This window comes from Sphingobacterium sp. UBA5996, from assembly GCF_002429765.1.
In the GTDB taxonomy this organism is placed as follows: domain Bacteria; phylum Bacteroidota; class Bacteroidia; order Sphingobacteriales; family Sphingobacteriaceae; genus Sphingobacterium.
The window spans coordinates 1-19,922 of the sequence record NZ_DJAS01000003.1; the positions used below are offsets into that span (position 1 = coordinate 1).

At 39.7% G+C, this 19,922-nt stretch carries 16 protein-coding genes; 9 read left to right on the plus strand and 7 right to left on the minus strand.

Translation table 11 applies throughout. The features are described 5' to 3' along the window. Nucleotides 1-57 precede the first annotated feature (57 nt). The 3 genes from B3E00_RS01360 to B3E00_RS01370 form a co-directional block, all read right to left on the minus strand. Nucleotides 58-705 (minus strand): carbonic anhydrase, encoded by a 648-nt coding sequence (locus B3E00_RS01360; RefSeq protein WP_209578088.1) that lies wholly within the window; start codon nucleotides 703-705, stop codon nucleotides 58-60. Between the two features lie 209 nt (nucleotides 706-914). Then, nucleotides 915-2,456, minus strand: coding sequence for a SulP family inorganic anion transporter (locus B3E00_RS01365; RefSeq protein ID WP_293936417.1), 1,542 nt, complete (start codon nucleotides 2,454-2,456; stop codon nucleotides 915-917). A 234-nt stretch (nucleotides 2,457-2,690) separates the two neighbouring features. Then, nucleotides 2,691-2,963 (minus strand): hypothetical protein, encoded by a 273-nt coding sequence (locus B3E00_RS01370; RefSeq protein ID WP_209578090.1) that lies wholly within the window; start codon nucleotides 2,961-2,963, stop codon nucleotides 2,691-2,693. 234 nt (nucleotides 2,964-3,197) lie between these two features. Here B3E00_RS01370 and B3E00_RS01375 point away from each other — a divergent pair, with 234 nt between their 5' ends. The 3 genes from B3E00_RS01375 to B3E00_RS01385 all read left to right on the plus strand — a co-directional run bounded on the left by B3E00_RS01375 (nucleotide 3,198) and on the right by B3E00_RS01385 (nucleotide 6,565). Continuing rightward, complete coding sequence (locus B3E00_RS01375) at nucleotides 3,198-4,739, plus strand: helicase HerA-like domain-containing protein (protein WP_293884074.1); 1,542 nt, start codon at nucleotides 3,198-3,200, stop codon at nucleotides 4,737-4,739. Between the two features lie 134 nt (nucleotides 4,740-4,873). Then, nucleotides 4,874-5,785, plus strand: coding sequence for a sugar phosphate nucleotidyltransferase (locus tag B3E00_RS01380; RefSeq protein ID WP_293884072.1), 912 nt, complete (start codon nucleotides 4,874-4,876; stop codon nucleotides 5,783-5,785). A 96-nt stretch (nucleotides 5,786-5,881) separates the two neighbouring features. Next, nucleotides 5,882-6,565, plus strand: coding sequence for a TIGR02117 family protein (locus B3E00_RS01385; RefSeq protein ID WP_293884070.1), 684 nt, complete (start codon nucleotides 5,882-5,884; stop codon nucleotides 6,563-6,565). A 117-nt stretch (nucleotides 6,566-6,682) separates the two neighbouring features. Here B3E00_RS01385 and dnaK read toward each other — a convergent pair whose 3' ends face one another. The 3 genes from dnaK to B3E00_RS01400 form a co-directional block, all read right to left on the minus strand. Next, nucleotides 6,683-8,587 (minus strand): molecular chaperone DnaK, encoded by a 1,905-nt coding sequence (gene dnaK, locus B3E00_RS01390; RefSeq protein WP_293884068.1) that lies wholly within the window; start codon nucleotides 8,585-8,587, stop codon nucleotides 6,683-6,685. Nucleotides 8,588-8,718: 131 nt separating this feature from the next. After that, nucleotides 8,719-9,600: a GLPGLI family protein gene (locus B3E00_RS01395; RefSeq protein ID WP_293936419.1), complete on the minus strand. Its 882-nt coding sequence runs from the start codon at nucleotides 9,598-9,600 to the stop codon at nucleotides 8,719-8,721. Continuing rightward, a complete protein-coding gene (locus B3E00_RS01400; protein ID WP_293936422.1) occupies nucleotides 9,593-12,280 on the minus strand; it encodes a TonB-dependent receptor in 2,688 nt (895 codons plus the stop codon). Before B3E00_RS01400 ends, B3E00_RS01395 begins: the two co-directional genes overlap by 8 nt. A gap of 227 nt (nucleotides 12,281-12,507) precedes the next feature. On the opposite strand from B3E00_RS01400, the gene B3E00_RS01405 reads away from it, so the two are divergent. The 4 genes from B3E00_RS01405 to B3E00_RS01420 all read left to right on the plus strand — a co-directional run bounded on the left by B3E00_RS01405 (nucleotide 12,508) and on the right by B3E00_RS01420 (nucleotide 15,650). Next, the gene (locus B3E00_RS01405) at nucleotides 12,508-13,056 is read left to right on the plus strand and encodes a thioredoxin family protein (protein ID WP_293936424.1); all 549 of its coding nucleotides are present in this window, start codon (nucleotides 12,508-12,510) and stop codon (nucleotides 13,054-13,056) included. A 76-nt stretch (nucleotides 13,057-13,132) separates the two neighbouring features. Beyond that, the gene (locus B3E00_RS01410; protein ID WP_293936426.1) at nucleotides 13,133-13,495 is read left to right on the plus strand and encodes an MmcQ/YjbR family DNA-binding protein; all 363 of its coding nucleotides are present in this window, start codon (nucleotides 13,133-13,135) and stop codon (nucleotides 13,493-13,495) included. 136 nt (nucleotides 13,496-13,631) lie between these two features. Continuing rightward, complete coding sequence (locus B3E00_RS01415) at nucleotides 13,632-14,765, plus strand: PCMD domain-containing protein (protein WP_293936429.1); 1,134 nt, start codon at nucleotides 13,632-13,634, stop codon at nucleotides 14,763-14,765. A gap of 111 nt (nucleotides 14,766-14,876) precedes the next feature. Then, on the plus strand, nucleotides 14,877-15,650 hold the full coding sequence (locus B3E00_RS01420) for a porin family protein (protein ID WP_209578100.1): 774 nt from the start codon (nucleotides 14,877-14,879) through the stop codon (nucleotides 15,648-15,650). A gap of 108 nt (nucleotides 15,651-15,758) precedes the next feature. Here B3E00_RS01420 and B3E00_RS01425 read toward each other — a convergent pair whose 3' ends face one another. After that, nucleotides 15,759-16,721: an isopenicillin N synthase family dioxygenase gene (locus tag B3E00_RS01425; protein WP_293936432.1), complete on the minus strand. Its 963-nt coding sequence runs from the start codon at nucleotides 16,719-16,721 to the stop codon at nucleotides 15,759-15,761. A gap of 275 nt (nucleotides 16,722-16,996) precedes the next feature. On the opposite strand from B3E00_RS01425, the gene B3E00_RS01430 reads away from it, so the two are divergent. Together B3E00_RS01430 and B3E00_RS01435 are read left to right on the plus strand one after the other, a co-directional pair. Continuing rightward, nucleotides 16,997-17,437, plus strand: a complete 441-nt coding sequence (locus B3E00_RS01430) for a MarR family winged helix-turn-helix transcriptional regulator (protein WP_209578102.1) — start codon at nucleotides 16,997-16,999, stop codon at nucleotides 17,435-17,437. A 40-nt stretch (nucleotides 17,438-17,477) separates the two neighbouring features. After that, entirely contained in the window at nucleotides 17,478-19,907 is a 2,430-nt protein-coding gene (locus B3E00_RS01435) for a 3-hydroxyacyl-CoA dehydrogenase/enoyl-CoA hydratase family protein (RefSeq protein WP_293936435.1), read from the plus strand. Nucleotides 19,908-19,922: the final 15 nt, after the last annotated feature.

Here is a 19,922-nt window from a genome sequence, read left to right on the forward strand (position 1 = left end):
GACTTTTTCAGTGCCCTCTATTATGCAATGCCCCTTTTACCGATTTTTATTACTACGCTATTTATACGAGAAGACTTCTCCCAGTTCATCATTATTCGTAAACGTACAATGTTGGTCGATCAATTCTCCAGTACCGATATTGATAATCATGCCATGTACTGCAAGATCATTACGTTCTTTCCACGCATTTTGAATGATGGACGTTGCACAAAGATTAAAAACTTGCTCTTTTACATTAAGCTCGATTAAGCGATTTACCTTTTTATCGTGTTCTTCGATCGCATCAATCTCTGCGCTATGTAAACGATATACATCTTTGATATGGCCAAGCCAGTTGTCAATAATGCCGTACTGCTTGCGGCTTAGAGAAGCCGCTACACCTCCACAGCCATAGTGACCTGCGATAATGACATGTTTTACTTTCAAAACATTGACTGCATAGTCTAATACTGAAAGCATGCTCATATCAGAGTGAATGACCATGTTGGCAATATTGCGGTGTACGAATACCTCTCCTGGCTTTGTGCCAGTCAATTCGTTTGCGGGTACTCGGCTATCTGCACAACCGATCCAAAGAATTTCCGGATTCTGACCTTTAGCAAGCTGCTGGAACCGTCCTGTTACGTCATTTTTCACAAATTCCATCCACTCTTTATTTCCCTTAATGATATTGTCAAATCCTGTTATTAAATCTTTATTTTCCATATTTTTCTTATTTCACTCGTGCCCGCAGGCGTAGTTTCTATTTTATGATAATGAATACAAATGTCTAAATTCATTGTTTACTTCAAACAACTTATTTTCATTGAAAATCCGTTCCCGATCCCAATGAGTGTCCCTGCCGTCCCAATTGAGTCTTTTCATGCAATATGATGCCCAACCAAGTACAGTAATCTATAAAGAAGGTCTTCGTCCTAGGAAGGTTTTTTATAGACAACCTGCAAAAGTTCGATGTCTTTTCCCTTGCTTCTTGCATTCTGTTCAAAATCTTTTATGACTTCGATGACATCTTTATCGATGAACTTACTGAATGTCCCATCGATACGGATCTTGCTGATCGATTTTGGGAGGCTGTATAATTTTTGTTGAATAGGGACTTTATTCAAAAATGATACTTCTTCAGCTAAAGTAATGATAGCTTTATCTTCTTCATTGTCTCTTTCAATATTGTATTTAAAAGCATTTTTCATATTTGCTCTCAAAATATAGCATGTTGCCACGACAATGCCTATTCCTACCCCCATCAGAAGATCGGTAAAAACAATTGCAACAATAGTGACACAAAATGGGATAAATTGATCTAAACCTTTTTTGTACATGGAGGTGAACAGGCTTGGTTTTGCTAATTTGTACCCAGTATGAAGGAGAATGGCGGCTAGACAGGCTAGCGGAATCATATTTAGCATTGTTGGGATAGCAAGCATAGCGACCAAAAGCCAAATACCATGCATAACAGCAGATTGTCTCGTTTTTCCTCCAGCATTGACGTTTGCCGATGAGCGAACGATAACGGATGTCAATGGTAGGCCCCCTAAAAGTCCGCTGGTCATATTACCGATCCCCTGCGCAACAAGTTCGCGGTTAGTTGGAGTATTTCTTTTGTACGGATCTATTTTATCCACAGCCTCGATGCTCAATAGGGTTTCAAGGCTAGCGATAATCGCAATGGTAAACGCAGCAATCCACACCTCTTTGTTCACTACCTGTGTAAAATCTGGAAGTGTAAATAAACCCGTGAACTCGGAGAAGGAACCTACAACCGGAACCAAAACAAATTGCTTTTCATGCAATTGGAATGCTGATCCGTTGAAAAGGTAAGCTAAGCTGACACCTAAAATTACAACCACCAATGGGGCTGGAATTTTATTGAGCTTTGGAATCGATGGCCAAAAGATAAGAATCGCCAAAGAAAGCGCACAGATGATAAATGCACCAAAGTTGATTGCAGAGGCAATTGTATCAAAATAAGCACCAATACCATGTCCATTGTCCATTTCAAAGGCGTGTGATTCCACGAAACCCAATGCTAAAGGAATTTGTTTCATGATAATCGTAATACCGATTGCCGCAAGCATCCCTACGATGACCGCTGAGGGGAAATAATTGCCGATCATTCCAGCTTTTAATATTCCAAGAATGACTTGTATTATGCCAGCAATGACGACGGCAAGTAAAAAGGTTTCATATGCGCCTAGGCTTTGAATAGCACCTAAGACAATAACAGTTAGACCAGCAGCTGGTCCACTTACACTGAGTGGTGATTTACTGATGGAAGCGACCACGATTCCACCAATTACACCTGTCAATAATCCTGCAAACAATGGCGCACCTGAGGCCATTGCAATTCCCAAACATAATGGAAGTGCCACCAAAAACACCACAACACTAGCAGGGAAGTCATATTTTAAGTCTCTTTTCGATAATTTTAGAAAAGCCGACGTACGAGTTCCAAACATAAAATTTGTGTTTATCTGTAAATAAAGTTTTCATCAAGCAACCTATAATAGCGGCAGCAATAACGGATACAGGGCTTATTGGCTGGGAGCATCGACGTATGCGTTGCACTCAACAAAAGGCCAACAATAGACCGATAATGCCAGAGCAAAGATTGCTTAAGAAAAATCAAGAATACCGTACACGCTTTTTCTTTCGCGTGCAGGTCGAGAGAAAAACATCCCGATAGGATGTCGTTATAAGTTAGGAGGGGGTGTTGGAACCGTAGGGTGAAAAGCTAAAATGCTTTTCTCATTTTTAAGATAATTCTTTTGTTTTCCTTGGTTCTCAACGAGTATAGTTTCGAATACAATAGGTTCTTCTGACTTCGTATTGAAAAATTTTGAGGCTGTTTCGAGTGTATCATTACTCGCGCCATTATTGTTCTCGATTTCCAGTTGTAAAACAACCTGTAAGATTGTACTTTGATCTAAACTATTGGAAAAAATAGGTGAAATAGATATAGCCATCTTTGTGAAAAAGATGATCGCGCAAATGAACGCTGCCACAAATCTAAACCGCTTATTTAACATTTTTTATTACCTTTAGTCTTACTGTTTTACATCGTAAAAATAGTAATTCCATGTTAAATTCAAATTAATAGTGCACTAAAAAATATATTTTGGCACTAAATTGTGACGAAGAGATTATTTTTATGAAACGTTTTTCAATTTTTATTGATTTATAAACTTAAAGCCTTAGGTATGGCAAATAAAGAACAATTTATTGAGAAGGTAAAGGTATCCTATAACCCAAAAGGAGCATTCATTTATTTGGGGGCAGGAATTCTCAATGGGGAAATTCAAACTGAAGCAAAAGTGAATTTAGCTTTGAAAATGATGAACCGTCACGGACTTATTGCCGGCGCCACGGGCACAGGTAAAACCCGTACGTTACAATTAATCGCCGAACAGTTGTCGGATGCCGCTGTACCCGTATTTATGCTGGATGTCAAAGGCGACTTGTCAGGTTTAGCAGAGCCAGGACTGACCAATCAGGCACTTATTGATCGGGGAAGTGCTGTGGGCATACCATTTGAGCCATCATCGTTTCCCGTTGAATTGTATTCACTTTCTGGCAACAAGGGAATTCCTATGCGGATTACTGTAGAGGACTTTGGGCCGGTCTTGCTAGCCCGGATACTGGAGCTCAATGAAACGCAAACGGGCGTATTAGCGGCTATTTTTAAGTATGCGCAAGATCAACAAATGCCTTTGATCGATTTTTCAGATACCAAGAAATTGCTTACCTACCTTTCGGAAGGACCGGGTAGCGAAGAAATAAAAAATGATTATGGTAAGATTAGCACAGCAAGCTCCGGAACCATCTTACGTAAGATCGTTGCATTGGAACAGCAAGGCCTAGCGCATATTTTCGGTGAGAAAGAGTTTGATATCAACGATTTGTTTCAAAAGGTGGATGGTAAGGGCGTGATTAGCTTATTAAATATCTCCGATGTACAAGATCAGCCCATACTTTATTCTACATTTTTGTTAAGCTTACTGGCACAGCTGTTTAAAAATATGCCCGAGGTAGGTGATTTGGACAAACCTAAGCTTGTCTTTTTCTTTGACGAAGCCCATCTACTGTTCAACGGAGCTCCTAAAGCCTTTCTGGCACAGGTTGATCAGATCATTCGCCTGATTCGATCGAAAGGGATCGGGGTTTTCTTTTGTACGCAGTCCCCAACCGATGTGCCAGAATCTGTTTTAGCGCAGTTGGGAAATCGTGTGCAACATGCCTTGCGTGCTTTTACACCAAACGATGCTGAAAACTTAAAGAAGATTGTTAAAACTTATCCGAAATCCGACTTTTATGAAATTGATCAGGTCTTAACCTCCTTGGGAACGGGGCAGGCATTGATTACCGTATTGAATGATAAAGGTATCCCCACGGAGGTTGTTGCTACGCATTTGATACCTGCCCGTGCCGTGATGGGGCCTGCAAGTGACCCAACAATCCTACAAATTATCAATCAGTCTGATTTAAAAGCTAAATACCAAAAGCGGCAAGAAAATCGTTCTGCGGCTGAAATCATAGAAGAACGAATGCAGGCCGTGGAGCAGGAACAACAGCACGCGGCCCAGCAAAAAGAAGTGGAAAAGGCAAGTCGGCCTACTTCCCGAAGACAGACTCCTTTGGAAGCTGCGCAACGAACTGCTACAACTACTTTAGCGCGTGAAGGCGTGAAGTTTTTGGGCAAATTGGCAACGGGGTTATTAAACGCATTCTTAAAAAAGAAATAACAATAATTTTTTGATCTTTTTCGTTTCAATACTATACCTTTGAAGGTAGAGCTGAACTTAGCTAAATTTGCTTTTAAAGGCAAATTTAGCTAAGTTTACCCACGAAAAGAAAATTCTATTAACGCAATTTAAATATGAGTAAACCAACCCTTTTGATTTTGGCAGCAGGAATGGCTAGCCGGTATGGTTCTTTAAAACAAGTAGATGGATTTGGCCCACACGGCGAGACGATTATTGACTATTCAATTTACGATGCCATTCGCGCAGGATTTGGAAAAGTTGTATTCATTATCCGGGAAGAATTTCTGGAAAAAATGAAAGCAGTATTTGATGAGAAATTGAAGGGTAAAATAGAAGTAGATTATGCTTTTCAAGATTTTGACCTGACGAAATTCGGTGTCAATCATGTGATCGAGAGAACTAAGCCTTGGGGTACAGCGCATGCGGTGATGAGTGCCAAAGACAAGGTACATGGACCATTTTGTGTTATCAATGCAGACGATTTTTACGGATCCGATTCTTTTCAAAAAATGGCTGAATTCTTAACGACTGAGGTTTCTGACCAACAAATGTCGTTAATGGGTTTTCAGGTTGGAAATACCATGTCTGATTATGGTTATGTTTCGCGTGGTGTATGTGAGGTGACGCCTTCAGGACACATGCAAAGTGTAACCGAACGGACAAATATATATTACAAAGGCGAAGGGGATAACCGCAAAATCGTGTACGAAGAAAATGGCGTGGAAACGGATCTAGATCCAAAGACGCGTGTTTCAATGAACTTTTGGGGGTTTACACCAAAAATTTTCGAAGTAGCACAAGCGATGTTTCCTGCTTTTGTCGAGGAAAACAAAGAGAATTTAAAAGCAGAATTTTTTATACCTTCCGTACCAGATTATATGGTGAAACATAAATTGGCGGATTTCAAAGTAATTCCAACTTCATCGAAATGGTTTGGTGTAACATATAAAGAGGATAAACCTATTGTACAGGAATCAATTTCAAAATTGGTTGCTGATGGAGTCTATCCTGAAAAGTTATTTTAAGAGCTAAAAGAAATAGCTTATCTTTCACCTGTATTGCCAGCAATGCAGGTTTTTTTTGTCCTGTTTGCTTGATTAATGAGTGGAAATAGATCTTAGATGAAAAAAGTTCTTAAAGTGTTAGGTTATTTTATTTTAGGGTTGTTGTCTTATTGCGTGCTTTATATTGTGGCGGAATACAGTTTGTCGCGCATTTCAGCGCAGCGAAGAGAAATCAACGTAGATAGGACAGTGCAGGTCTTTGTCAAATCAAATGGTGTTCATACCGATATTGTGTTACCGGTCGTCAACGAAGAGATGGATTGGTCGCAATTGTTTCCTTATGAAAATACGATCGGGAAACATCACGGATATCAGTATGTTGGGATCGGCTGGGGGGACAAAGGGTTTTATTTGGATACGCCGGAATGGAAGGATCTAAAAGTCTCCACAGCATTCATCGCTGCTTTCGGATTAGGCCAGTCCGCCATTCATGTGACCTATTACAATACCATTCAGGAAGATGAATTATGTTTTTCTTATCAGATCAGTAGATCGCAATACCATGATTTGGTACAGTATATCAAACAATCGTTAGACGGAAATCAAAATCAAGCTATTTTAGTGAATACAAATGCACAATATGGTGATTCAGATGCGTTTTATGAAGCGAAAGGTGCGTATAGTATGTTTTATTCCTGCAATACCTGGACAAATAATGCTTTAAAGAAGGCGGATATGCCGGCAGGAATATGGGCTACATTCGACAAAGGAATATTAAGTCACTATAAGAACAAGCAATAGCTCGAAGCGCATAAAAAAGTAGTCGTTGAATGTTAAGAAATAGAAAAGCGAAAGGGTTAAAATAAAAAAAAGCTCCAGGATTAATGTTCCCGGAGCTTTTTTTATGAGGAGGAGTGATTACTTCACTTCTTCGTAATCGACGTCAGTTACATCATCACCACCTTGGTTTCCACCTTGAGCTTGTCCTGCATCACCTTGAGGCTGTTGAGCACCGCCTTGAGAAGCAGCATACATCTCTTCAGAAGCAGCATTCCAAGCATTTTGTAATTCTTCAGAAGCAGCGTCAATATCAGCGAAGTTTTTCGCTTCGTATGCAGCTTTTAATTTCGCTAAGCCAGCTTCAATTGGTGCTTTTTTATCTGCTGAAATTTTATCGCCATATTCTTTCAATTGTTTTTCAGTTGAGAAGATTAAAGCATCAGCTGCGTTTACCTTATCAGCTTCTTCTTTCATTTTTTTGTCGGCATCAGCATTGGCTTCAGCTTCTTCTTTCATGCGTTTGATTTCTTCGTCAGACAAACCTGAAGATGCTTCAATGCGGATATTTTGTTCTTTTCCAGTAGCCTTATCTTTCGCAGACACTTTGATGATACCGTTCGCATCAATGTCAAAAGTAACTTCGATTTGCGGAACGCCACGAGGAGCAGGTGGAATATCGTTCAAATGGAAACGGCCGATTGTACGGTTTTGGTTTGCCATAGGACGCTCACCTTGTAGAATGTGAATTTCTACTGATGGTTGATTATCCGAAGCAGTAGAGAATGTTTCCGATTTTTTAGTTGGAATTGTCGTATTTGCTTCGATCAATTTAGTCATCACACCACCCATTGTTTCAATACCCAATGAAAGTGGAGTTACATCCAATAATAAAACGTCTTTCACTTCACCGGTCAATACACCACCTTGGATAGCAGCACCTAAAGCTACCACTTCATCCGGGTTTACACCTTTAGAAGGCTCTTTTCCGAAGAATGCTTTTACCGCATCAACGATTGCCGGGATACGAGTAGAACCACCTACTAAGATAATTTCATCAATATCGGATTTGCTGAAACCTGCATTTTTCAATGCTGATTCACAAGGAGCAATTGTTCTCTTGATCAAGTCAGCAGCCAAAGCCTCAAATTTAGCGCGTGATAATGAACGAACTAAGTGTTTTGGTCCAGTTGCATCAGCAGTGATATATGGCAGGTTGATTTCAGTAGAAGTTGAGCTTGATAATTCAATTTTCGCTTTCTCAGCAGCTTCTTTCAAACGTTGCAATGCCATTGGGTCTTTTTTCAAGTCAAAGCCATTGTTTTCACTTTTGAATTCTTCGTTCAACCAGTTGATGATTACGTTATCAAAGTCATCACCACCTAAGTGCGTATCACCGTCAGTAGATTTAACCTCAAATACACCGTCACCTAACTCGAGTACAGAAACGTCATGAGTACCACCACCACAGTCAAAAACAACGATTTTCATGTCCTTGTGTGCTTTGTCCAAGCCATAAGCTAAAGCTGCAGCTGTTGGCTCGTTGATGATACGTTTTACTGATAAACCAGCAATTTCTCCAGCCTCTTTTGTTGCTTGACGTTGTGCATCATTGAAGTATGCAGGAACTGTAATAACAGCTTCAGTCACCTCCTGACCTAAGAAATCTTCTGCTGTTTTCTTCATTTTTTGAAGAACCATAGCAGAAATCTCCTGTGGTGTATATTTGCGGTCGTCAATTTCTACACGCGGTGTATTATTGTCACCTTTAACGATATTATAAGGTACGTGTTCTGCTTCTTTCACAGCTTCATCGTATGAAAGTCCCATAAAACGTTTGATGGAATAAATAGTTTTATGTGGGTTAGTAATTGCTTGACGCTTTGCTGGGTCCCCAACTTTGCGCTCGCCACCCTCTACGAAAGCTACGATCGAAGGAGTTGTACGTTTACCTTCGTTGTTCGTAATTACTACAGGCTCGTTACCTTCCATTACGGCAACACATGAGTTTGTAGTACCTAAGTCAATTCCTATAATTTTAGACATATCTTGTGTTTTAATTTTTTACTTAAACAAATCTATCACTCTATTATCAACCCTTATGCCAATCCAAATTTTTTTAAAAAAAATCACTATTTGTCATCTATTTGTCTTTAGGGACTGCCAAACTGACATTTTCAATACACCAATTGCTCTAAAATCCTTTTTTTTGCTGACTCGTTTTGTCGATTGCGTGGCATATATCTGCCAAAGATTTCCGAGAATTCATTAAGTTCCATTTTTTTCGATTTCTTATCTCGCCAGTCAGCAGGCACAAGTTTATTGGTATATTCAATAGTTGTAGCCCAGTATTGAATATGCATTTCAGGAATCACGAGACCTATTATCATCCCCGGGAGACCATGGCTTAAGGCTGGTCCTGCTGAAACAGGAATTTCTTCCGAATAGTAGGCAATAAGGTAAAGTGAGTCTTTGGTGGCACCATTCACCCGGCGGCAGTTTACACCAGCAATATTTCGGTATTCTTCTGTGAACCGCCAAGTAATGCTGTCCAATGTTTCCGAAAGAATGTATTTCTCGTCAATGTCGAGCTGAATATCTGCGGTGCCAGCTTTCAGATCCTGATAAAGCACTTTGCCATTTTTAGCTCCACCTCTAAATTGTCCTCTCGGGCTTGCGCCAGATCGAGCCGCCCCTTGAAATCTACCGCCCCGACCATTGGCAGAAATAGTCTTAGGTGCGGTCATTTTCACTTCAGCATTTTTCTTGTCACTTTCCGCGCTTTCCTCGGGCATCAGTACGGTTGAATTCTCATCAAAGTAGAATTTCAATTTTTCTGTATGCGAATCAGGTACCTTATCCAAATATTCCATTATTCCTGCGCCTCTGTCCATTCCTTTCGAATTTATGTCGTTGGACATCTGTCGCAGGCGCGCTTTTGTATACGTGACTTTATCAAAACTGATCGTGCCCCTGCTTCCAAAATAAGCATATTGTGCCTGAATGGACAGCCCAAACAGGCAGCAGATAATTACAGTTAAATATAATTTTTTAATCATTTCCTTTCCCTAGATATTTGTTAAAATCCCACTTCACGCCGATCAGAAAGTATTGTGTTAATACCTGTTGAACGGATTCGGAATAGTTGGTGTCACTTGCACTACGGCGTGTATTATTAAATGTGTTGAAAATGTCAAAAGCCTTTACACTGAGCGTCATGCTCTCATCTTTTAGCACTTTTTTCTCCAATTCAATATTGGCATAAAATTGATTGATTGATTTTTTATAAAGCTTAGTCGGGCCTGTATAGCTATAGAAAATATTGGTCATGATATTAAATTTCTTCGGTAAAAAGTACTTAATATAGGCTGACGTTCCCCCCAAAAAACTTGTCGCATTATATTGCGTGTTGATCGAATTTTGCTGTATATTAAATCCGGTATTTACAGAAACGTCAAAGTCAAATCCCTCTGAGTCTTGTTCATTTAAGCTTGAACCTACGCTAAAATTGGTGTTCTTTGCATTGTTCAGCAGAAATTCGCCGCTGGATTGACCACCTTCAAATTTGGTGTAGCTATAGCTATTATTAAATCTGACGCTTGCACTCTTGTTAAAGTTGATACGACGATTGGCTAAAGGTTGCATGTGGTTGATATTCAGATTGCTATTCCAGCTGGATTTGCCGGACAGGTTTTCGTAAGTGCTGATTTGAGCCGAATTGTCCAATATGGTGGTTTTGTTAACAATAGGATTGTTGACAAACGAGAAGCTCCCGTTGATATTAATATTTGTTCCTTTCAATAAACTGAAAGCGTTATAATTGGCCGAAATATTATTACTAACTGCGCGCTTAAGATCGGGATTACCAATTTGCTGGAACAAAGGATTGGTTTGGGGTTGAAGTGGCTGTAATTGATCAAACGACGGTATAATATTTGAACTCTGATAAGCTAATCGTATATTTCTACTGTTTGAAATTCGATAATTGGCGTCAATATTTAAATTGTTATCCCAAAAGTTACGGGCAAGATCAATGGCCCTGTAGCTATCATTCAGCTGTTGATTTTTGTAGAAAGTTCGGTTTGAAAAATTGATTTCCAGTTTTTCTTTGCGGTAAGAAAAGTTGACATTAACTCCTTGATTAGTGTTATTGTCCACCTGATTTTGAGAGTAAAGTGAATCAAACTGCTGCGTGATATTGTTTATTGAATTTTGCGTATTGGTGTTTTTTGAATGATTAAAACTATAGCCCAAGGCAACATTGATATACGCATTGATTCGGTTATTCAAGTTGATGGACGAAGTGAAATTATTGCCCTTATTCCAGCCCTGTCGATTTTGGTCGATAATGGTGCTATCTGCTGTTTTATAAAAATAGGTTCGTGAATTGACTTTACTTTCTGAAGATGATTCTTTGTGATTGTTGCCGATCATCACATTTAAAGAGCGTCCCGGTTTTAGCCGCTTTCTATAGTTTAAGCGAAAATTGTTGTTCGAGTTTGAAGAATTCGACTGATTATTCTCCCTAAAGTCACTGATTGGATTAGCCAATCCATCGCTTGTGTTGCTGTTTGTATAGTTAAATTGCGAAGTATTTTCCCAACTGGCATTGGATTGGAGTTCCATACTTTGCGTGGAATCCAGTCGCATGCTGATGTTTGAACGGAAATCATGACTTTGGCTGTGCCTTTCATTATTAGTACTCGTGTTTTTTTCTTGAATAGACTCGTCTGGCAGCACATTTTTATTGTAAGTTTCTGAACGGTTCTTATTGCTATTGTCGTCGTAACCATAGTTGGCATTTACTTTTAGGGCTTTTTTGAAGAACTGATTATCATAGTTGGCGCCAAGGTTTGTGTTCAGTGGTTCGCCCGTAATTTGATTGTTCATCCGTAAAGAGCCCTCACGACCGCTTGAACTTCCCATATTATTTTGGCTGGCAGTAATTCCAATACGCTCGGTCTTGTTAAATTTGGCAGCGAACAGATTTCCAGCATATAGTTCTTGGGATCCCGCTAATGCCTCCATGTTCCCAAATAGACCTTTTCTAGCTTTCTCCTTAAGTACAACATTAACCGTTTGGATCCTTACGCCATCGTCGATGCCCGAAAGCTCGGCCTCCTCAGATTTTTTCTCATAGAGCTGTACCTTGTCGACAGCATCTGCTCGTACATTTCTAATGGCTATTTTAGGATCATAACCAAAAAATTCCTCCCCATCAATAAATACTTTTTGTACTGATTTTCCCTGAGCCGTGATAGTTCCGTCTCCCGTCACTGTGAAACCGGGTAGACGACGCAGTAAATCTTCCAATTTGGCATTTTTTTCCGTCGCGAAACTCGCGGCGTCATATTCTATGGTGTCACCTTTGAGTGTAATCGGAAGACGACGGGTCACAATCACCTCCTGTAAAACGTTTCTTTGGGAATTTATTTTGATATCGTGTAAGTCCAGATCTTTGTCTGCAATTTGGATCGTATCGCTATAGAGTTCAAATTTAGGGTAGGAGGCCAGCATGATGTAGCTCCCCGGTTTAATATTTTTAACCTGGAATCTCCCCTCTTCATTGGCGCGGTTAAAATAACGGAGAACTGAATCGCGGTTCAATAAAATAATAGAAGCATTGGTCAGGGGTTTATCATCTGCCTTGTCTAGAATCCTCCCCTTGATGTTTATTTGCGAGTAAGCACTGTTGATGAGGATAAATAGCAAAAATAATAATTCAACTAATCTTTTCATGTACGGGTGTTATCCTTCAAATATAATTTACTTAATCGTTAATAAATGTAAAATATCTTTTCTGAATGTAAAATCTTTGGTATATCCCCCGGAGGGTAGCAGCTTTTTGTTATTTTAATGGAAGTTTTTCGAAAATCTTTATTTTTATTGCATTCAATACAGATAGTTGCCGATAGGTATGTTGAGAAAGTTGGAAGTAAAATTTACCTTTGCACAAAATTGATGTTATGACTTTTGAAAATTACTTGCAGCAATTCGAAGATATCTTAAATCATCCTGAGAATTACCCGGCCTATCAGGACGAAGAATATTATCAGTACACCAAAATGAACTGGGCTAGAATGGGCCGGTGGTTAAAACGATTTGAACCAAACTCGGATTTTGATCATTTTGTGAAGTCAATTGCTGAGAAACAACAATGGATTATTATTACTGAACCTTGGTGCGGGGATGCGGCGCATTCTGTACCGATGCTCGCTAAAATGGCCTCACAAAACTCCAACATCACGTTGGACATACAACTTCGTGACAGCGCGCCTTTTCTGATCGATTCTTACCTGACCAACGGAGGGAAATCTATTCCGATTCTTGTCATACGGGATGAAAACGGACAAGATTTAGCTGTCTGGGGGCCGCGTCCTACAGCTTGCCAAGATTTGTTCTTGAAGCTGAAAGAGCAGGGAGTGGATTTCTCCGAAATTAAAGAAGAAATTCAAAAATGGTATAATGCCGATAAAGGAGTAGCCATCCAAAAGGAAATCCAGTCCCTGCTGTAAAAATAAGGGAAAGTACATTTTTTTTCTTTTCTGGCCATGTTTTGGAAAAGGAATGTTAAGCTAAAACCAAAGAAATATGAACATTGAAGATCTGAGGGATTATTGTTTATCTATCGGGCCAGTTGTGGAAGAAACCCCGTTTGGTCCAGATACACTTGTGTTTAAGATTGGCGGCAAAATTTTTTTATTGGTTGGGCTGGATCAGATCGATGAACTTCGGTTTAATGTAAAGTGTAATCCCGAAAGGGCAATAGAATTGCGTGAAAAGTACGAACATACAGTGCTACCAGGCTATCATATGAATAAAAAGCATTGGAATACCATTATTGCCAATCGAGAACTGGAAGACAAAAAGCTTGAAGAACTCATTTTCCATAGTTATAGTCTAATTGTTGAAAGCTTGCCGACTAAAGTCAAGCAGGAGATCAAGGGGTTATAGCCAGCCCATATATTTGACGAATCGGTTTAGTGTTAAGGAAGAGCATTTCAATGACTTTTTCTGACACTTGGTATGCTGGCTTTGCCAAAATTGCGAAATCACATCGATTAATAAATTTACACTAAATATTATTTTTATGAAGCGAACACGAAATTACTTGTGGGTAATCGGTTTTACGTTTCTTCTCAGCTTGGGAAGTTGTATCAAGGAAGAAGCTCTGAATGCTGAGGCGGACATCGAAGCGGCTAGTATCCCTCAAGGGGATCAGGTTTTAAAGGGTAACCCCTCCATAGATAACAATACTGTTGTTTTCCCATTAAAACGTTTCACGGGGAATTATATGCAATCTCCTGAATTTGTGTTGACGTCTGGGGCATCCATCGAGCCGAAAAGTGGTACAGAACTTAATTTTTTCGAACCACAAAAATATACTGTTACTTCCCAGGATGGAGCTTGGACTAAGACATATACGGTTTCATTTGTGATTGATGAAGGGGCAGATTTATATGCTGCTTTTGAGAATGCTGAAGTGGTAGATACGGATAGTCCAGAAGGACATTATCATAAGTTTTTTGATTTGACAACACTAGGGCAAAAAAAATATAATTGGGCAACAGCAAATGATGGATATAATATTTTAGCTGCTACTCTTTTAGAACAAGGAGAACAATTGGTCCCTGGCTTTTATCCCACGGCACAGATAACAGATGGTTATATCGGTAAAGCTGCGAAACTTACGACCAAAAGTACAGGAGCATTAGGTGGACTATTTGGCTCACCCCTCGCTGCAGGTAATTTATTCTTAGGGGAATTTAAAACGACATTTCCAACAATTAACTCCACACGTTTTGGACTTCCTTATGACAATAAAACTGCCCCTTTGGCATTGAAGGGATTTTTTAAATATAAAGCTGGTGAGTTGTTTATTGTAAACAATGCGCCTTCACAGCTAAAGAAAGATACTTGGGATGGGTATGCGTTATTGTTTGAAAAGGTCTCACCGCCGAAAGATAATTTTCTAACTGGAGCACATAGCTTCACTGATCCACGCATAGTTGCCGTTGCACGCGTGGGAGCAAAAGAGCAGATTGAGACAAATGTATGGACGCCATTTAACCTTCCTTTCTCTTTTGTCAATGGTAAATCATTCGATCCCACTAAAGAATATATGTATACAATTGTATTTAGTTCAAGTAAAGAGGGGGATAAGTTTAACGGTGCTGTAGGCAGTACATTACTTATTGATGAAGTAGAGCTAGTTGTAAAATAACTTAAAATAGTATCCCTTCTATTACCAATAAATATAAATACTTCAATGGAGGAGCATATCACTGAATATATTCCCAATTGGTGTGATCATTTTTAAATTAAAGACTATCTAATGAATAAGTTTCTCTATATAATTGCTGTCTTCATGATAGCGACTGGTGGTGTGCAGGCTCAAAGCGGCACGTCAAATCATCCAAATTTTTTCAATACCGATATCGATTACGCATTGCAGGCTCAGTTCAGTATTGGTGGCAGTAGCCCGTTGGGTCTTCCTCAAACCATACGGAAGATTGAAAGTTTCAATCCAGGTTTGCAGGTCGGACTAGAAGCAAATGCGACAAAATGGTTAGGTGAAAAGAAAATCTTGGGGGTTCGTACCGGGCTTCGCTTCGAAACAAAAGGGATGAAAACTAAGGCGCGGGTGAAAAACTATTTAACGGAGATTGTAAAAGATAATGCTAAAGTGAAAGGGTATTATACGGGTAAAGTGGAAACTAACGTTCAAAATACCTATCTAACACTGCCGGTGTTAGCGGTCTATAAGTTATCTAACCGGTGGAATCTCTATGGAGGACTTTATTTCGCTACATTATTGGATAATAGTTTTGATGGAAATGTGTCTGATGGTTATTTGCGTCAAAATACACCAACCGGAACAAAAATTACATTTGAAGAGGGAAGTCAGGCTTTCTATGATTTCTCTGAGAACGTTCGGAAATTTCAATGGGGAACGCAAGTTGGAGCAGAATGGCTCCTGAACCAACACTTTAAATTTTTAACCGATCTGACCTACGGATTTAACAATATCCTAGAGAAAGATTTTAATTCTATAGACTTTAGTATGCATAATATCTATCTAAATGTTGGATTTGGCTACACTTTTTAAGCATAAATTAGGTGTTTCGTCGACCTAAAACGAAAAGGATTCCATTAGTTTAATGGCTAATGGAATCCTTTTTTATATATTTTTGGAGTTTTATCTTCCTTTTACAGATTACATTTTTAATCCGATTTCTCTCAACCGCTCATCCAGGTATTGACCCGCGGTATAATCTTCGTAAACTTTCGGGTGTTCTGCATCGATGCATGATTCTAGTGAAGCCAAGCTCATGGAAGATTTTGGATGCAAAAAGAAAGGGATAGAAAAACGCGAAGTTCCCATCTTTTCCCGTGGAGGATTGACAACACGGTGCGTAGTTGATTTCAGCTTATTGTTTGTCAATCGTTGCAACATATCGCCCACATTAATAACAATATCTTCGCCTTTGGCTTTAATAGGGAACCATTCGCCATCTTTTGTCAACACTTCTAGACCATCCGCACTGGCACCAATTAATAAGGTAATGAGGTTGATATCTTCGTGTGCACCGGCACGAACAGCGTCAGGCGCTAAGGCATCAGGATCATTGATTGGGAAGTAATGGATCGCACGTAGAATAGAATTACCATTGATAACAAATTTTTCGAAGTAATTCTCTTCCAGGTCAAGGTAGGTCGCAATCGCTTTCAGTAAGTCGCGGCCTGTATCTTCAAGCTTTTTATAAACCTCAGCTGTGACACCGTTAAAGCGAGGAATTTCAGCAACTTCTGGATTGTCCGGGAAATCAGCTTTAGAATATTCTTCGCCAACAATTGTTTGGCCGCGCTGCCAAAATTCTTTTAAGTCCGGAGTCTTCGCATCTTTAGCTTTTTCTCTTCCTTTTGCTGTATAACCACGCTGACCTGCCAATTCTGGAAACTCATATTTTTCCTTCGTCTCAGTAGGTAAGCTGAAAAATTCAGGAACTACTTGGTACAGCTCCTCGATCAGATCTTTTGATAAGCCATGATTTGCAATCGTTACAAAGCCCGTTTCGTTAAACGCTTTGCCAATATCTTGAATAAATTGATTTCTTTGTTCTTGGGTTCCTTGTGTGTAATGCTGCAAGTCCAAGCGCGGTATGTTTACTAAAGCCATACAGTGTTGATATTTGTTTAGGACAAAGTTAACGGAATTAATTTTGATTATTACATAAAGGTTGTTAATAAAAGTTTTTAGTTTTACTGTATCGTTCTGTATTTCAGCGTTTAAAAGTTTTCCACATTTCAATAGTGCTCTTAGTTTCGCTTAACCTATAAACGGTCATCATGCTGACGAATATATGACAAAATTTATAGTTCGGATCTTGCTATTCTAATTCCTAACGAGTATATTTGTTATGCAAGCATAACAAATAGCTTGAGAGTGCGCTTATGAATCAAAATCAGACAATCGATTATTTTTTAAAAACAGGCTGGCAGACCATAGCCAATAAATACAATCAAATCGCTTCGCAGTATGGATTTACGCAGGCGGCGGGTTATATTTTGATAAATATCCATAAAGAAGGCACTCCTGTTTCTCAGATTGCAAATCTGACGGGAGTTAAAACAACTAGTTTGTCTCGGGTGTTGAATAATTTGGAGTCATTGGGATTTATTTACCGGGAGACTAGCGAAACGGATAAAAGATCTGTGAAAGTATATTTGACAGAACTCGGTCGTGAAAAAAGGAGAATTGCAAAAGATGTCGTGCGTAATTTCAATCAATACCTGGCAGATAATTTTTCAGAAAATGAGCGTGACCAATTGATTGCTTCGCTAGCGAAACTAAATGATCTTGCAAACAGCTACAAGGAAGAAGTAATCGTCTAGAATTTAAACCAAATGTACAGAAGTGCATACTAAATATGTTATGATGAACAGAAATATTAGAAAAGTGGCAGTTCTCGGTTCGGGTGTTATGGGCTCGCGAATTGCTTGTCATTTTGCTAACATTGGTGTTGAAGTTTTACTGTTGGATATCGTTCCACGTGAGCTTCTCCCAGCGGAAGAAGCCAAGGGCCTAACGTTGGAGAGCAAGATCGTCCGGGATCGTATTGTTAACAGTTCTTTAGAAACGGCTTTAAAAACAAATCCATCACCAATTTATAGCAAGTCTTTTGTTAAACGAATCAAAACAGGAAACTTTGATGATAATCTTCAAGATATTGCCCACGTGGATTGGATTATCGAGGTTGTCGTTGAACGACTTGATGTTAAACAGTCCGTTTTCGAGCGTGTTGAACAATTTCGAAAACCTGGAACATTAATTACCTCCAATACTTCTGGTATTCCCATTCATTTGATGACAGCGGGCAGAAGTGAAGACTTTCAAGATCATTTTTGCGGTACCCACTTCTTTAATCCACCCCGCTATCTACCTTTATTGGAGGTTATTCCAACACCGCATACCAAACCTGAAGTCGTCGATTTTATTCTTCAATTCGGTGATAAAATGTTAGGTAAATCTGTTGTATTATGTAAAGATACACCGGCATTTATCGGAAATCGTATCGGCGTTTATTCGATGTTGGCGGTCACTCATCTGGTGGAACCCCTCGGTTTAAGCGTTGAAGAGATCGACAAATATACAGGCCCGGCAATGGGACACCCTAAATCGGCAACATTTCGTACGGCAGATGTGGTCGGACTGGATACTTTGGTGAATGTTGCTAATGGTTTGGCACAGAATGCGCCGGAAGATGAAGCTAAAGGTGTGTTCCAACTTCCTCCATTCATCAGTAAGATGGTAGAAAATAAATGGTTGGGCGAGAAAACCAAAAAAGGATTTTATGAAAAAGTAAAAGCTGATGATGGTAGTTCAGAGATTTTGTCTTTAAATCTAAAAACGCTCGAGTTCGGGTCGCAGCAAAAAGTGAAATCAGCGACTTTGGAATCCACAAAACCTGTAGAAGATATCCGCAAACGTATGAAAGTATACGAACAGGGAACCGATAAAGCCGCAGAACTCTTCCGTGCCATGCATTATCCCTTGTTTGAATATGTATCCCGCCGTGTCCCAGAAATCACCGATGACTTCTTCCGAATAGATGACGCTATGCGAGCCGGATTTGGATGGGAGTTAGGACCATTTGAAGTATGGGATGCCTTAGGTGTTCGCGAGACTTTAGCTAAAATTAATGCGGAAGAAAAACGACTTCCAGGCCAAAATGGTGAAGTTGCAACCTGGGTACATGAAATGCTAGATGCAGGACATGAATCCTTCTATAAAATTGAGAATGGCGTGCGCCATTATTATGACATTGCATCAAAGTCGTATAAACCTATTCCCGGAACAGAGGAACTTATTGTGTTGGATCATATCCGTGAAAGTAAAACGATCTGGAAAAACACAGGTGTCTCTATTATAGATCTAGGTGATGGTATTATCAATTGTGAATTCCACACCAAGATGAATACCATTGGTGGCGATGTGATTCAAGGTTTGAATAAAGCGATCGATCTTGCTGAAAAAGAATACCGCGGATTGGTAGTTTCTAATGATGGAAAAAATTTCTCTGCTGGAGCTAACATCGGAATGATTTTCATGATGGCAGTAGAACAGGATTTTGATGAATTGAATATGGCAGTCCGTGCATTTCAAAATACATCGATGCGGTTGCGGTACTCATCAATTCCGGTCGTCGTTGCTCCCTTTCAAATGACCCTCGGCGGTGGCTGTGAATTTTCAATGCATGCGGATTTTGTGCAGGCTCATGCCGAAACATATATGGGTTTGGTCGAATTAGGAGTTGGTGTTATCCCCGGCGGCGGCGGTACCAAAGAATTTACACTAAGGGCCTCTGAAGAATTTAAAGAGGATCAAATTGTTCAAAACACGTTGAAAGATAAATTCCTCACTATTGGGCAGGCAAAAGTATCCACTTCTGCTTATGAAGCTTATGAACTTGGCTATTTGCAGAAAGATAAATTTGCAATAACAATGAATCGTGCCCGCCTCTTGGCAGATGCCAAAGCAAAGGCCATAGAGTTGGCCGATAAGGGATATGTTCAGCCGGCTCCGCGCAATGATATCAAGGTTTTAGGCAATCAGGGATTGGGAATTGTGTATGTGGGAGCTTCGTCTATGCGAGAGGGTAACTATATATCAGATTATGATCGTAAGATCTCAGAAAAGCTAGGCTGGGTGATGTGTGGAGGAAACTTATCATCACCGACCGAAGTGTCCGAACAATATTTACTGGATCTTGAACGTAGAACGTTTCTCGAGCTTTGTGCAGAACGCAAAACACTTGAAAGGATTCAATTTATGTTGACAAAAGGTAAGCCTTTACGGAACTAAAACTCACTACTCACG

What these genes read in the sequence shown, in the direction of transcription:
- dnaK (WP_293884068.1), bottom strand. Translation starts at nt 8,587, where the DNA reads ATGTCTAAAATTATAGGAATTGACTTAGGTACTACAAACTCATGTGTT.
- B3E00_RS01410 (WP_293936426.1), top strand. Translation starts at nt 13,133, where the DNA reads ATGAACATTGAAGATCTGAGGGATTATTGTTTATCTATCGGGCCAGTT.
- B3E00_RS01415 (WP_293936429.1), top strand. Translation starts at nt 13,632, where the DNA reads ATGAAGCGAACACGAAATTACTTGTGGGTAATCGGTTTTACGTTTCTT.
- B3E00_RS01385 (WP_293884070.1), top strand. Translation starts at nt 5,882, where the DNA reads ATGAAAAAAGTTCTTAAAGTGTTAGGTTATTTTATTTTAGGGTTGTTG.
- B3E00_RS01405 (WP_293936424.1), top strand. Translation starts at nt 12,508, where the DNA reads ATGACTTTTGAAAATTACTTGCAGCAATTCGAAGATATCTTAAATCAT.
- B3E00_RS01425 (WP_293936432.1), bottom strand. Translation starts at nt 16,721, where the DNA reads ATGGCTTTAGTAAACATACCGCGCTTGGACTTGCAGCATTACACACAA.
- B3E00_RS01375 (WP_293884074.1), top strand. Translation starts at nt 3,198, where the DNA reads ATGGCAAATAAAGAACAATTTATTGAGAAGGTAAAGGTATCCTATAAC.
- B3E00_RS01430 (WP_209578102.1), top strand. Translation starts at nt 16,997, where the DNA reads ATGAATCAAAATCAGACAATCGATTATTTTTTAAAAACAGGCTGGCAG.
- B3E00_RS01435 (WP_293936435.1), top strand. Translation starts at nt 17,478, where the DNA reads ATGATGAACAGAAATATTAGAAAAGTGGCAGTTCTCGGTTCGGGTGTT.
- B3E00_RS01380 (WP_293884072.1), top strand. Translation starts at nt 4,874, where the DNA reads ATGAGTAAACCAACCCTTTTGATTTTGGCAGCAGGAATGGCTAGCCGG.
- B3E00_RS01365 (WP_293936417.1), bottom strand. Translation starts at nt 2,456, where the DNA reads ATGTTTGGAACTCGTACGTCGGCTTTTCTAAAATTATCGAAAAGAGAC.
- B3E00_RS01400 (WP_293936422.1), bottom strand. Translation starts at nt 12,280, where the DNA reads ATGAAAAGATTAGTTGAATTATTATTTTTGCTATTTATCCTCATCAAC.
- B3E00_RS01370 (WP_209578090.1), bottom strand. Translation starts at nt 2,963, where the DNA reads ATGGCTATATCTATTTCACCTATTTTTTCCAATAGTTTAGATCAAAGT.
- B3E00_RS01395 (WP_293936419.1), bottom strand. Translation starts at nt 9,600, where the DNA reads ATGATTAAAAAATTATATTTAACTGTAATTATCTGCTGCCTGTTTGGG.
- B3E00_RS01420 (WP_209578100.1), top strand. Translation starts at nt 14,877, where the DNA reads ATGAATAAGTTTCTCTATATAATTGCTGTCTTCATGATAGCGACTGGT.
- B3E00_RS01360 (WP_209578088.1), bottom strand. Translation starts at nt 705, where the DNA reads ATGGAAAATAAAGATTTAATAACAGGATTTGACAATATCATTAAGGGA.